Genomic DNA, 14,417 nt, shown 5'->3' on the forward strand with positions numbered 1-14,417 from the left:
TAGTATAAATAGTATAAATAGTATAAAATTCAAAAAAACTCTAATACAATTCGAATTAGATAAAACATTTTTAGAAAGAGCAGAGTTTAACATATTTTAAATAAAGTAGTGGGGGCGATTTAATTAATGAAAAAGAAAAGAAAAAGTTATAGAAACATTTTGATGAGTGTAGTAATAATTACTTTTCTTACCTTTAATATGTTTCCAAGCATTGAAAATGCTAATGCGGAAGAAAGTAGTTTTAATTTGGGAAATTTAAGTCACTATAATGTTATTATTTTTGGAAATGCTAATGTAAAAAATTCAAGAGTTGAAGGGGCATTAGCTGTTGGAGGAAATATAAATGTATCAAGTGGACCAAGAGAAAAATTTGAAATATGCGCTTCTGCGAGTAAGGGAGCTAATATATCTTCAAGTTTAGTAGGTTCTGACTATATAGAGGGAAATGGACCTTCATTATTATTAGGTGGAAATGTAATAAAACAATCAAAAACTAATAATGATTTATTAGTTTGGTCAAAGCCTATAGTTACTAATGATAGTATAAGTAATGAAACAAAATTAATGTTAAGTAATACTGCGGACGGAAAACAATTAAAAGAATTAAATGAAAAAACTATAGAAAGTGAATTTGCTAATTTCAAAAATTCTACAAATAATTTTATAAATAATGTAAAAGGATTGAAGATAGAAAGTGAAAAAGCTTCTAATTTACGATTTCATGGTGATAATGGAGGAAGTTATTATAAAGAAGTCCCTATAGGAAATATTGTGAATTCTAAAAGCCAAGATGATATTAAAGGATTATATTGTAATCTATCAAAAAACAATGAAAATGTATTAAATATATCTGAGATACATCTACCAGATGTTATTGGAAGTGCAAAAGATAATAATATAAAATATTTAGTTTTATATTCAGATGCAAAAACAGTAAATCTAAAAGGTGGTGGATACTTTTATAATAAAAATTTTTTATGTAGCAGTACTGATGAATCAAATGATATGATAGCTTTCCACAATGGAAATAATACATTAAAAAAATTAGCAGAAAAAATTGTATGGGTGTTACCTAATGCTACAAATGTTAATACAGATGCTGGAGTAATTGGCACAGTTGTCGCTCCAAATGCAACATTAAAAACTAATGGTGGAGACATTGTAGGACAAGTGGTAGTAAATAATTTTAATCAAGAGAATGGTGGGAATTTTTGCAATGCTCTATTTGCTTGGAACAATTGGACAAATGTTGTAGAGAATAATGGAGGAAAAACTCCATCTAATAAAGATGATAATTATGAAAACCCTTCTTATGATTATAATAGTAATTCATTATTAAACTTAAATAAAACTGTTAATCCAGTTCATAAAGATAATTCAAAAGAACAATTAAATGACAGAAGTTATAATGTAAATTTAAGTGTTAATGCAAAACCTAGTAGTATGGAAAAAAGGGAAGGTCAAGATATAATATTAGTTTTAGATAAATCAGGAAGCATGAGAAGAGGAGTAGATAATTATAGTATTAGCCCTTTTGAAACATTAAAAACAGCAACAAAACAGTTTTCTAAAAATATGTTAAACAATGACCCTTCAAATACATCAATTGGCATTATTACTTTTAGTACTAATCAATATGTGGAAATTAAATATATAGATGGAGCATATTATGTAAAAGATAAAAATGGAAAAAATCATGAAGTTGAAATTAATGATGAAGAAGTAAGATTTATTTATAGAAATAGTAGGGAAAAAAGAGAATTAGAGAATTTATTTGGAGGTACTGAGTTTGATCTAAAACATTATGGTGATGGATACTATATTGAGGTTTATAAAAGGGCAAGCAATGAGGATGCTGAGTTAATTCAACCATTTACAAATAAATATAGTGATATAGATAATGCTGTTTCAGATTTAAAGGCGGTTGGTGGAACTGATACAATGAGTGCTATGAATATGTTAGGACCTACATTAGATAAAGTAAAAAATGATGGAAGAAAAAAATATGTAATATTCTTTACTGATGGATTACCTAATATTTTACCTGGACAAAATTTTGGAGATGGAAGCATATATAAATCTATAGATGCTGTAGAAAATAAATTTGATGACTTAACATATAACTATCCTGAGGTAAAATTTATTTCAGTAGGTTTTAAAAGTAGTGATTCTGTAAAGTATAAAGAAGAAACATATTCATTTTTAAGATATATTCAAAATTATAATACAAAAGTAAGTTCAGATGGAAATAATTTAATATTTGCAAATGATCCAAGTGAAATTGAAAGTATTTATGATAATTTAGCAAATAATATTATAAAGTTTAATTCTATAACTACTGATGCTACTATAAGGGATATAATACCCTACAATTTAATTCCAAATGTTACTCCACCACCAAAGGGGACAGAACTTAAAGCGGAATATTATGGGTTAAGTAATTTAACACCAGGTTATAAATTAGATGCAGTACCTGCAAGGGACATAAATGGTGAAATAATAAAAGGAAAGTATTGTTTAGAGGTTTATTGGGATAATCAAGTGATAGGTTATAAGCAATCTAATTATAAATTCACTTTTAAAGCTAACAATGAATATTTTGGAGGAAATAATGTTCCAGGAAATGAATATGCAGATGTAACATATACAAATGAAGTTAATTCAGATAATAATAAACTTGGACAAAAGTTTAATCTTCCAACAATAAATGTACCTAATGAATGTAGTATGGATTTAAATGATAAAACAGTAATATATGGAGATAAAGTAGATTTAAAAGATTTAATAAAAAATATAAATATAAAATATGGACCAAATAGTGGATATAATTATACATGGACAGACGAAGGTACAGGAGAAAAAATAAATGCACCTAATTATGGAAATAGAGTATTTAATCCAGAAGATAAATCAATAGAAAATTATGAAACACCATTTTATATGAAAGATAATGATAAGTTTAATTTAAAGATAACAAATAACTCATTAAAAGATAATCCACTTTATAATGAATTAGTTAAAAATTTAAATAAGACAAGTAACATAACTGTATTAAAACCAACAATAACAATAACAAAAAAATTAGTGGATGAAAAGAATAACTCCATTAACACAAATGATAAATTTGCATTTAATATTTGTGGAGGAATTTTAAATCAATCTTGGAATATGGACATAAAAGGAGATAGTCCATTTACAATAAATAATGTAACAAGAGGAGTTTATAAATTAAATGAACTAAAATCTCAAGGATATGATTTACAAAGTCTAAAAATAAATGGAAAAGAAGTAAATAAAGACAATTTAGAATTTGTAATAACAGATGCATCACATGAAAGTGAAGATAGTAGCAAATATAAAAATGATCCAATAATAGTAGTAAATAAAGATAATTTAAATATAAATATAGAAATAACAAATAAGAAAATCGAGACAAATGTATATAATGATACAAATATAAAAGAAAATAGTTTTGCTACTACTTCAATAATCAAATAAGTAGTTTAATTTTTTGAACACCTAATTATTTTTTATAATTAGGTGTTCTATTGTTATAAAAGAAATAGCCTAAATTTTATTATTAACAAAATCTTAATTGCAAGAATATAAATTAAGAAATATAATAAAAATATGTATTGAATATAATAGGTTATGGAGTTAACCTTTAACCGCGTAAAAGCTAATGACTCCTACAGATTATGGGGAAAGTATATCTGTAGGTAACCATTAGCTTTTTTATTTAAAGAAGATTTGAGGTGATGAGACAATGCAAAAATTTCAGTTAATATTAATAGTTGGCTGTGGAGGATTTATAGGAGCAGCATTAAGATATTTAATATCAATAAATGCAGCAAAATTATTTGGAGCAGATTTTCCATATGGAACATTAATAGCCAATATTATAGGTGCAATTATTATAGGTTTTGTTATGAGATTAAGCTTAGATACAGTAATGATATCTCCAAATACAAAGTTATTTTTAACAACAGGAATGATGGGAGGATTAACAACTTTCTCAACATTTTCATATGAAACAGTTAGCATGTTAAATGCAGGTGAATACATAATTGGTGCTGTTAATTTAGGATTAAATGTTATATTAAGCTTTGTAGGGGTAATTATTGGAATGGCCTTTGCAAAATTATTAGTTTAATGCAATATTAATTTAGAGGTGAGGGATAATTATGAAAACTACAGATAAGGGAAAATTAATAAAAATATTTATTGATGGTGATGATAAATATAAAGGGGAACCACTTTATACTGTTATAATTGATAAATTAAAAAAAGATGGAATTTCAGGAGCTACAATAATTAGAGGAATAGAAGGTTTTGGAGAAAATAAGAAAATACATTCAGATTTTTTAGAAGTATTAGCAAGAAAGCTTCCTATACTTATAGAAATAGTTGCATTTGAAAGTAAGGTAAAGGATATTATTGAAATAGTATCTCCTATTATTGGCAGCGGAAAGATAGCTATTATAGATAATGTAGAAATAATTACATTTGAAGATAAATAAGGATATATAGAATTAATACAAATATTTTTGTATTAATTCTATTTTTATACTTTAACTTAACATAATATAAGTATAAAATATTAATAAATAGTAAAATATTATTCATAAATAATATTTGAATTGAAAGTTTGTATTGATAAGGCTTACAATCGATTTAAGTGTAAGTTTTATTATATAAGAAAGGCGGATTTTACTTGAAGAGGATAGAGAAGATATACAATTATCTAAGTGATGTTTGTTTAGGCTATACAAAGGATAATCTGGAAGAGAACTTAGGTGTAAGTGCACAGGAAATAGGAGAAAAACTTGATATACTAAGAAACAATGTAAGTAAAGAGTTAAATCAACTTTGTAGAGATGGAAAAGTTGTAAAAATTAAATCAAGACCAGTTAAATATTTTGATAAAGAAATATTCCAAAAACTATTTAGTGTTAGACTTCCTGAAAATGTTATAGAAATAGATGATATAAATTCTTTAATTAAAGATAATAAGCAGGAAGAGGAAAAGAAATGCCCTTTTGATTATCTTATAGGATCAGAAACTAGTTTAAAGACACAAATAGAACAAGCAAAAGCAGCTATAATGTATCCTCCAAGTGGATTACACACATTAATTGTAGGACCAACTGGAGTTGGTAAGAGTTTATTTGCAAATATAATGTGCAGTTATGCAAAGCATATTGGTAGGCTTAAAGATAGTGCACCTTTTGTTGTTTTTAACTGTGCTGATTATTATAATAACCCACAATTATTATTATCTCACATATTTGGACATGTAAAAGGAGCTTTTACAGGAGCTGACACTGAAAAAGAAGGTATTGTTGAAAAGGCTAATGGTGGGATATTATTCCTAGATGAGATTCATAGGTTACCACCAGAAGGTCAAGAAATGGTATTTTATTTCATGGATACAGGAACATATAATAAACTTGGTGAAACAGAAAGAAAGAGAAAGGCAAATGTATTAATTATTGGAGCAACAACAGAGGATCCATCATCAACTCTTTTAAAAACATTTGTAAGGAGAATTCCAATAACAATTAGGATTCCAAGCTTTGAAGAAAGATCTGTTAAGGACAAAATTGATATTATAAAGCATTTATTACATAATGAGGCAGTTAGAGTAAACAAGCCAATAAAAGTATCCTCTGAAGCTATAAAAGCCCTTATTGGAAGTACTAGCTTTGGTAATATAGGACAATTAAAATCAAATATTCAACTTCTTTGTGCAAAAGGATTTTTAAATAGTATTAGTGGAGCTGGATATATTGATATTAATTTAAAAATGATGCCTAATAATATTCAAAGTGGACTTATAAGTATAAGCTCCAAAATTAAAGAAAAAGAAGAGATAGTAAATTTAGTTCCAAATGAACTTGTAATAAATCCAGTAAGAAATATAACTTTACTTGAAACTGGAGGAAGTTATGAGCCGCCATTTAATTTATATAAAATTATAGAGGATAAGGCATCTGTTTTAAGAGAAGAAGGAATGGATGAAGATGCTATAAATAAATTTATTACAACAGATATAACAGTTCATATTAAATGTTTTTACGATAAGCTTAAAGGTGGTAAGTATTCAAGGGAAGGATTACTTAAGATAGTAGATGAAAATATTTTAGCCTTTTCAGAAAAGGTTAAAGATTTAGCAGAAGAAAGACTTGGCAGAAAATATAATGATAGATTTTTATATGCTATAAGCCTTCATATGAGTGCATTTTTTAATAGGTTAAATAAAAATATAGAGCCAGATTATGAGCAAATGGAAGCTATAATAACAGAACATCCAGAAGAATATAAATTGGCAGAAGAAATATGTAAAAGAGCAGAAGAATACTTTAATACAAATATTCCAAATGGAGAGGTTACATATATAACATTACTTTTAACATCAATAGAAGAAACAGATTCTAATGGAAAAATTGGAGTTATTGTTGCAGCTCATGGTAGTAGTACAGCAAGTAGTATGGTAAACGTTGCAGTAAAATTATTTGATAGCGATAATATAATAGCAGTTGATATGCCGCTTGAAATTAGTCCAACAGATACATTGGCTATTGTTACTGAAAAAGTAAGGGAAGTAGATAGAGGTAAGGGAGTATTACTTCTTGTTGATATGGGTTCATTAAATACTTTTGGAAATATAATTTATGATAAAACAGGAATTAAGATGAGGACATTAGATATGGTATCAACACCTACTGTGCTTGAAGCTGCTAGAAAGTCATCATTAAATGATGTTGATTTAGAAGGATTATATCAATATTTAAAAGAATTTAAAGGATATAGTGTTAACACTAATAATAAAGAGGACAATAATGTTAAAGGTGCTATAGTTACAATTTGTTCAAGTGGAAAAGGTGCTGCAATAAAGCTTAAAAAACTTGTGGAAGATGTTGTTCATAGCATTTCAGAAGACAATATAGATGTAATACCTATAGGAATAAAAGATCATAAAAATAAGATAAAAGAAATAGAAAATAAAAAGAAAGTTTTAGCTGTTGTTGGAGTTGTAGATCCAAAAATGAATATACCTTTTATATCTCTTGAAAGTTTAATATCAGGAACTGGAGAAAAAGTTATTGAGAATATATTTAAGGGAGAACGTATTATATCAACAGATGATGGACGTGATGATATTGTTTTAAGTAGCCTTTGTTATGATAGTTTAAAAGAAACAATGACTTACTTAAATCCAGATAAAATATTAAATTTATTATTAGAGTTTGTTGATATATTAGAAAATAGTTTAAATAGAGAATTTACAAATTCAATGAAACTAAGAATAGCACTTCATACAGCTTGTGCTTTAGAGAGATCCTTAGTTAATGATGAATTAGAATATACTGATGATATAGATAAATTTGATGCATTAATTTTAAATAAAATAAAAAATGCTTTAATGATATTTAAAGAGTCAATAAATTTACAGCTAAGTGAAGATGAAATATACTATCTTACAGAAATGGTATTATTGTAGTATCAAGAAATGTATTAAGTATATTAATGATATATGATAATAGTATCAAAAAAATAAAAAGAGTGTATTAAATAAAAATGCATAATTTTTATATACTACTAAGGTAAGAGTGTATAAAAAGAGTGCATTTTTATATTTTTGATACACAATTTTGGCGTGAAAGTTGCTTAAGTATATTTAAGTAAGTTAAGGAGCATTTAGGAGGATGATTTATAATGAAAATAGTTTTAGCAAGAATAGATGATAGATTAATACATGGACAAATTGCAACAGTTTGGAGTAAAGCAACAGGATGTCAAAGAATAATTGTTTGTAATGATGAGGTAGCAAATGACGAAATTAGAAAGATATTATTAACACAAGTTGCACCTCCAGGAGTAAAAGCTCACGTTGTTGGAGTTGATAAGGCAGTTAGAGTATATAACAATGTTAAATATGAAAATGATAAGGTAGTATTACTTTTTACAAATCCAACAGATGTATTAAGAATAGTAGATCAAGGTGTTCATATTGAAAGTGTAAATATTGGTGGAATGTCATTTAAAGGAGGTAAAAAACAAATAACAAATGCCATATCAGTTAATGAGGAAGATATAGAGGCATTTAAAAAATTACATGAAAAAGGAATTGAACTAGAAATAAGAAAAGTAGCTTCAGATTCAAAACAAGATATTATGCCTTTATTAGAAAAATTATAAATTTAATTTATAAAAACAATTGGCAATAATTCAATTAAATTAATGAATATTGTCAATTGTATATTTTAAAAATTTTAAACGATTACTATTAAATTTAGAATACAAAAAGGGAAGGAGGAAAATTTTCATGGAAATAAGCAATGTCCAAATTCTTCTTATCTTCATTGTTGCATGTATAGCGGGTATGGGAAGTATTTTAGATGAATTTCAAACCCATAGACCATTAATAGCATGTACATTAGTTGGACTCGTATTAGGAGATATAACAACTGGTATTATAATAGGTGGTAGTTTAGAAATGATGGCACTTGGATGGATGAATATTGGAGCAGCAGTTTCACCAGACACAGCTTTGGCATCAACTGTTTCAACAATATTAGTTATTGCAGGTCATCAAAGTATTGGAGCAGGTATTGCAATTGCAGTTCCAATAGCTGCAGCAGGGCAAGTATTAACAATTCTTTGTAGAACAATTACTGTTTTCTTTCAACATAGAGCAGATATGTATGCTAGAAAAGGAAATATTAGAGGAATAGATAGATGTCATATTCTTGCGCTGTGTATTCAAGCTTTAAGAATAGGAATTCCAACGTTAATAGTTGCAGAATTCGTAGGAACTAGTGCAGTACAAAATATGTTAGATTCAATTCCAAAGGTTGTTACAGGTGGTTTACAAGTTGCTGGTGGATTTATTGTTGTTGTTGGGTATGCTATGGTTATCAATATGATGGAAGCAAGATATTTAATGCCATTTTTCTTCTTAGGATTCATTATAGCAGCATTTACAGATTTTAATTTAGTTGCTTTAGGTATATTAGGAACAATAGCTGCAATAATTTATATTCAATTAAATCCTAAATACCAAGAAAAAGAAATTATAGTGAAAAATAATTTGAATGTAAATGTGGAAGATGATGATTTAGATGATGAATTAGACTAGGAAGGAGGATATAAATATGGATAGTAAAGGAAAGAAGTTAACTAAAAAGGATAAAGTGAGTATGTTTATACGTTCAAACTTCTTACAAGGTTCATGGAATTTTGAAAGAATGCAGTCATTAGGTTTTTGTTTTGCTATAATTCCAGCAATAAGGAGACTTTATGAAGGAGAAGAAAGAGAAGAAGCATTAAAAAGACACTTAGAATTTTTTAATACTCATCCTTTTGTGGCATCACCAATACTTGGAGTAGTATCAGCTATGGAAGAACAAAAGTCAAATGGCGTAAAAATAGATGATGGAGTAATAAATGGTCTTAAAGTTGGTATGATGGGACCTTTAGCTGGTGTTGGAGATCCAATATTTTGGGGTACTCTAAGACCTGTAGTTGCAGCTCTTGGAGCTTCAATAGCCATGAAAGGTAGTTTACTTGGACCAATATTATTTTTTGTAATATTTAATTCAGTTCGTTTGAGTTTTATGTGGTTTACACAAGAATATGGATATAAAAAAGGTACTAATATTATAAAAGAAATGGGTGGAAATAAACTTCAAAAGCTTACTGAAGGTGCTTCTATTTTAGGATTATTTGTAATGGGTGCATTAGTAAGCAAGTGGACGACCTTAAAAATTTCTGTAGTTATTTCCTCTGTTACTAATGAATTAGGTAAAACAACAGATACAACTGTTCAAACAGTACTAGATCAATTATTACCAGGATTTATTCCATTACTATTAACATTTTTATGTATGAAACTTCTTAAGAAGAAAATTAATGCCCTTTGGATAATATTTGGATTATTTGCAGTTGGTATTATAGGATACGCTTATGGATTTTTAGAGGTATAATAAAAAGATTATAAATATGAAAGATAGAATAAAAATAATTTATAGATTAAAATATATTCAAAACAAAAATATACGTACAATAATTTTAAAAGTATAAATAAAATTCGCAAAATACTTGATTTTTAAAATTAAATAGATTAATATCTTATTGTAAGGGACAATAAAATATAAAAAAACGAACATTAACTCATATATAAGTCTCTAATAGGGAGAGGCGTTTCTACTGAGCTTCCGTTAAAAGCTCTTAACTATATGGTTATTTAATATTAATTCGTCTGTTTTATAAAAGGAGAGGTATTTTATGAATTATGAAGTAGTTATAGTTGGAGCAGGTCCAGCTGGAATTTTTACTGCCTTAGAATTAAATAAAAGGGAACCAAGTAAAAAGATTTTATTAATAGAAGCAGGTAGAAGTATAGATAAAAGAAGTTGTCCAAAAGTTAAGACAAATAAGTGTGTATCATGTAAACCATATTGCCATATAACAACTGGTTTTTCAGGGGCAGGAGCATTTTCTGATGGTAAATTATCACTTAATCATGAAGTTGGAGGAGATTTACCAGAATTAATTGGTGGAGATTTAGTTCAAAAATACATAGATTATACGGATAAAATATATCTTCAATTTGGGGCTGATAATAAAATTGAAGGAATTGATGATCCAGAAGGATTAAAGGATATAAGAAGAAAAGCTATTGAAGGAAATTTAAAACTGGTAGATTGTCCTATAAGACATTTAGGAACAGAAAAAGCTCAAGAGATTTATTTAAAACTTCAAAATCATTTAATAGAAAATGGAATAGAAATAAAATTTGATACACTAGTGGAAAACATAATCATAGAAGATGGAAAAATAAAAGGGGTTAAGATAACAGATTCATTAACTAGAAGTAAATGTAAAGATATATTATGTGATAAGGTTATTGTTGCTACAGGTAGAAAAGGGGCAGACTGGCTTAGTGATATGTGCATAGAACATAATATAGACCATAAGGCTGGCACAGTTGATATTGGGGTACGTGTTGAGCTTAGAAATGAAATTATGGAAAAGGTTAATAAAGTATTGTATGAGTCAAAACTTATAGGATATCCAGCACCTTTTAGAGATAAGGTAAGAACTTTTTGCCAAAATCCTGGTGGTTTTGTATCACAAGAAAATTATGATAATAATATGGCAATAGTTAATGGACATTCTTATAAAGATAGAAAATCAAACAATACAAATCTTGCAATACTTAGTTCTCATAACTTTGAAGAACCTTTTAATCAGCCAATAGAATATGGTAAAAAGGTTGCAGAACTTGTAAATATGCTTGGTAATGGCAGTATATTAGTTCAAAGATATGGAGATATCTTATCAGGTAAAAGAACATGGCAAAAGGAATTAAATAGGTCAAATGTAAAATATACATTGCCTGATGCTGTTGCAGGAGATTTAACATCGGCTATACCTTATAGAACAATGACTAATATAATTAATTTTATTGAATCATTAAATACAGTAGTACCTGGGTTTGCCAGTGAAGAAACACTTCTTTATGGACCAGAAATTAAATTTTATAGTAATAAAGTTATAATTGATAAGAATTTTGAAACAAACATTAAAGGGTTATTTTGTTTGGGGGATTCTAGTGGATGGACTAGAGGACTTATGATGGCTTCAGCTATGGGCGTAATGATGGGTGAGAAATTATCAAAAGAGCAATAAGCAATAAAAAAGATGGATTTAATTCCATCTTTTTTTATTTAATAAATAAAAAGTTTATTATTCTTAAAATGAATTTTAAATAAAGTAAAAATATCAATTTAAAATTATTTTCCTCATAAATCTATAAATTTTATCTATTTATTAATATATTATAAATATATTATGAAAATGTTTAAATAAAATCTTTTACATGTTCATTATTTTATAACTTTATTCTGATATAATTATAAAAAATAATAATATTTTTAAAATTTTTACAAATGAGGAGGAAGGAAAATGAAGAAGAAAAAGAAAATTAGTTTCCCATCAGCTTTTACAGTATTATTCATCGTATTAATATTGGCGGCTGCATTGACCTATGTAATACCAGCAGGGTCATATTCTAAATTATCCTATAATGAAGATGAAAAAGTCTTTATTATAACGACTCCACAGGGAGAGACAACTAAAGAAAAAGCAACACAAGGGGTTTTAGATAAATTTGGAATAAAAATAAGCTTAGATAAGTTTGAAGACGGTAGCATAAAGAAACCGTTAGCTATTCCAGAAACATATGAAAAAGTAGAACAAAAACCTCAAGGCTTAAAGGAAATTATAGAAGCACCAATTCAAGGTACATACGATACAATAGACATTATAATGTTTATATTCGTAATTGGGGGTGTAATTGGAGTATTAAATGCATCAGGAGCATTTAATGCAGGAATTGCTAGTCTTTCAAGAGCGACAAAAGGTAAGGAATATATACTAATAATTTTATTAACTACATTAATCTCCATTGGAGGAACTACATTTGGTATGGCAGAGGAAACAATAGCTCTGTATCCTATATTAATTCCTATATTCTTAGCAGCAGGCTATGATGCTTTAGTTTGTATTGCTAGTATATATATGGGATCTTCCATAGGTACAATGTTCTCAACTGTAAATCCTTTTTCATCAGTTATAGCATCTAATGCTGCTGGAATAAATTTTACAGAAGGACTATCTTTTAGATTTATAGGATTAGTTGTAGCAACAATTATAACAATTGTTTATATAGTAAAATATGCAAACAAGGTTAAGAAAGATCCTTCACAATCACTTATATATTCTCAAAAACAAGAAATTGAAAAGAGATTTCTTGATGAAGAGAATAAAGCTCCTGAATTTACATTTAGACTAAAATTAATGCTTATTCTATTTGCATTAACTTTCGTTGTTATGATTTATGGAGTTGCAGTTAAACAATGGTCATTTACTGAAATGACAGCTTTATTCCTAGTAGTAGGTATAATACTTGGAGTTCTTTCAAAACTAGGAGAAAAGAAATTTGTTGATACCTTTGTTACAGGTGCAGGAGACCTTATAGGTGTTGCATTAATAATAGGTGTTGCAAGATCTATAAACTTAGTATTAGATAATGGACAAATATCAGATACAATACTTCACTCATTCTCAGGAATGGTACAAGGACTTAACGGTTCTGTATTTATAATATTAATGTTATTAATATTCATTGTATTAGGATTCTTTATTCCATCATCTTCAGGTTTAGCTGTACTTTCTATTCCTATTATGGCACCACTTGCAGATACAGTTGGATTACCAAGAGATGTAATAGTAAGTGCATACCAATATGGTCAAGGGCTTATAGCATTTATAACTCCTACAGGACTTATACTAGCTACCCTTGCTATGGTAGATGTAACTTATGATAAATGGCTTAAATTTATTATGAAACTTATGGTGTATATAGCAATCTTTGCGGCAGTATTATTATTAATACAAATACACTTTTAAAACATAACTATTAAAAAACACCCTTATAAAGTAATTTATAAGGGTGTTTTTATGCCTTTTAAGAAGGCTTTTTAGCTATTATATTTAAGAATGAAGCTACTATAATAATTAAATATCCTATAATTGATAACACATCAGGAATTTCATTAAATAGCATAAATCCATAAATAGCAGCTATTATTAAACCTACATAGTCAAACATTGATATTTCAGAGGCTGGAGCATTTCTATAGGCTAGTGTTAGAAATACTTGTCCTATAATAAAGGAAAGTCCAGCAAAAATCATATAAAGTATATTTTCTTTTGTAAGTCCAGAAGTATTAATGAACATAAAAGGGAAGCAAACAATTGTTGCAACTCCAGTAAAAGAAAGTATAATTGTAAAAAACTCTTCTTTATCTCCAAGTAATCTAATCATAGTATAAGCAAGTCCTGCACAAAAAGCTGCAAATACGCCAACTAATGAAGGAATAATTGAAGCATTAAAGTGAGGCTTTATTATAAATACACTTCCAGCAAAGGCTATAAGAAGAAATAATAGCTGTTTACCTGTAATTTTTTCTTTTAAAATTAAAAATGATAGTATAACTGCAAAAAAAGGTGCTAATTTATTTATCATAGTTGCATCAGGTAATATTAAATAATCTAAGGAAAAATAAAATGCACCAATTGAAAAGGTTCCTGTTATTCCTCTTATAAGTAAAAGCATTCTAGTTCCCTTATGACCAAAGAAAGAGCCTTTCTTTTTAAAGATTATTATACAAAGAATAAGTGTTGCTACAGCGTTTGTTATAAATGTTTTTTGATAAGGAGTAACGCCAGATGCTAACTTACCAAACATATTCATAGTAGTAAAGAAAAAGGAAGCTAATATCATAAAAAATATTGCCTTTTTCTTGTGATTCATTAAATTAGACAAAGTAAAATCCTCCTGTATA

Annotated in this window: 10 protein-coding genes and 2 riboswitches; of the genes, 9 read left to right on the plus strand and 1 reads right to left on the minus strand. The window is 27.6% G+C overall.

The window, feature by feature from the left end:
* Positions 1-126 precede the first annotated feature (126 nt).
* The 9 genes from J2S18_RS10945 to J2S18_RS10985 all read left to right on the plus strand — a co-directional run bounded on the left by J2S18_RS10945 (position 127) and on the right by J2S18_RS10985 (position 13,479).
* The gene (locus tag J2S18_RS10945; protein ID WP_307486875.1) at positions 127-3,498 is read left to right on the plus strand and encodes a collagen-binding domain-containing protein; all 3,372 of its coding nucleotides are present in this window, start codon (positions 127-129) and stop codon (positions 3,496-3,498) included.
* 140 nt (positions 3,499-3,638) lie between these two features.
* A riboswitch (Fluoride riboswitch) is annotated at positions 3,639-3,699 on the plus strand.
* 67 nt (positions 3,700-3,766) lie between these two features.
* Positions 3,767-4,153 (plus strand): fluoride efflux transporter CrcB, encoded by a 387-nt coding sequence (gene crcB / locus J2S18_RS10950; RefSeq protein WP_307486876.1) that lies wholly within the window; start codon positions 3,767-3,769, stop codon positions 4,151-4,153.
* A gap of 31 nt (positions 4,154-4,184) precedes the next feature.
* A complete protein-coding gene (locus tag J2S18_RS10955; protein WP_307486877.1) occupies positions 4,185-4,520 on the plus strand; it encodes a DUF190 domain-containing protein in 336 nt (111 codons plus the stop codon).
* A gap of 194 nt (positions 4,521-4,714) precedes the next feature.
* Positions 4,715-7,504, plus strand: a complete 2,790-nt coding sequence (locus J2S18_RS10960; RefSeq protein ID WP_307486879.1) for a sigma-54-dependent transcriptional regulator — start codon at positions 4,715-4,717, stop codon at positions 7,502-7,504.
* A 215-nt stretch (positions 7,505-7,719) separates the two neighbouring features.
* The gene (locus J2S18_RS10965) at positions 7,720-8,202 is read left to right on the plus strand and encodes a mannose/fructose/sorbose PTS transporter subunit IIB (RefSeq protein ID WP_307486883.1); all 483 of its coding nucleotides are present in this window, start codon (positions 7,720-7,722) and stop codon (positions 8,200-8,202) included.
* Between the two features lie 127 nt (positions 8,203-8,329).
* Entirely contained in the window at positions 8,330-9,142 is an 813-nt protein-coding gene (locus J2S18_RS10970) for a PTS mannose/fructose/sorbose transporter subunit IIC (protein ID WP_307486885.1), read from the plus strand.
* A gap of 16 nt (positions 9,143-9,158) precedes the next feature.
* A complete protein-coding gene (gene manZ / locus J2S18_RS10975) occupies positions 9,159-9,989 on the plus strand; it encodes a PTS mannose transporter subunit IID (RefSeq protein WP_307486887.1) in 831 nt (276 codons plus the stop codon).
* A gap of 169 nt (positions 9,990-10,158) precedes the next feature.
* A riboswitch (purine riboswitch) is annotated at positions 10,159-10,260 on the plus strand.
* A 30-nt stretch (positions 10,261-10,290) separates the two neighbouring features.
* Positions 10,291-11,697 carry an NAD(P)/FAD-dependent oxidoreductase gene (locus J2S18_RS10980; RefSeq protein WP_307486889.1) on the plus strand — a complete coding sequence of 469 codons (1,407 nt, stop codon included), beginning with the start codon at positions 10,291-10,293 and terminating at the stop codon, positions 11,695-11,697.
* Positions 11,698-11,973: 276 nt separating this feature from the next.
* Entirely contained in the window at positions 11,974-13,479 is a 1,506-nt protein-coding gene (locus J2S18_RS10985) for a YfcC family protein (protein WP_307486891.1), read from the plus strand.
* A 58-nt stretch (positions 13,480-13,537) separates the two neighbouring features.
* Here J2S18_RS10985 and J2S18_RS10990 read toward each other — a convergent pair whose 3' ends face one another.
* Positions 13,538-14,386, minus strand: a complete 849-nt coding sequence (locus J2S18_RS10990; protein ID WP_307487012.1) for a DMT family transporter — start codon at positions 14,384-14,386, stop codon at positions 13,538-13,540.
* Between the last annotated feature and the right edge of the window lie 31 nt (positions 14,387-14,417).

This window comes from Eubacterium multiforme, from assembly GCF_030813415.1.
In the GTDB taxonomy this organism is placed as follows: Bacteria; Bacillota; Clostridia; order Clostridiales; family Clostridiaceae; genus Clostridium; species Clostridium multiforme.

What these genes read in the sequence shown, in the direction of transcription:
- J2S18_RS10945 (WP_307486875.1), top strand. Translation starts at nt 127, where the DNA reads ATGAAAAAGAAAAGAAAAAGTTATAGAAACATTTTGATGAGTGTAGTA.
- crcB (WP_307486876.1), top strand. Translation starts at nt 3,767, where the DNA reads ATGCAAAAATTTCAGTTAATATTAATAGTTGGCTGTGGAGGATTTATA.
- J2S18_RS10955 (WP_307486877.1), top strand. Translation starts at nt 4,185, where the DNA reads ATGAAAACTACAGATAAGGGAAAATTAATAAAAATATTTATTGATGGT.
- J2S18_RS10965 (WP_307486883.1), top strand. Translation starts at nt 7,720, where the DNA reads ATGAAAATAGTTTTAGCAAGAATAGATGATAGATTAATACATGGACAA.
- J2S18_RS10970 (WP_307486885.1), top strand. Translation starts at nt 8,330, where the DNA reads ATGGAAATAAGCAATGTCCAAATTCTTCTTATCTTCATTGTTGCATGT.
- manZ (WP_307486887.1), top strand. Translation starts at nt 9,159, where the DNA reads ATGGATAGTAAAGGAAAGAAGTTAACTAAAAAGGATAAAGTGAGTATG.
- J2S18_RS10980 (WP_307486889.1), top strand. Translation starts at nt 10,291, where the DNA reads ATGAATTATGAAGTAGTTATAGTTGGAGCAGGTCCAGCTGGAATTTTT.
- J2S18_RS10985 (WP_307486891.1), top strand. Translation starts at nt 11,974, where the DNA reads ATGAAGAAGAAAAAGAAAATTAGTTTCCCATCAGCTTTTACAGTATTA.
- J2S18_RS10990 (WP_307487012.1), bottom strand. Translation starts at nt 14,386, where the DNA reads ATGAATCACAAGAAAAAGGCAATATTTTTTATGATATTAGCTTCCTTT.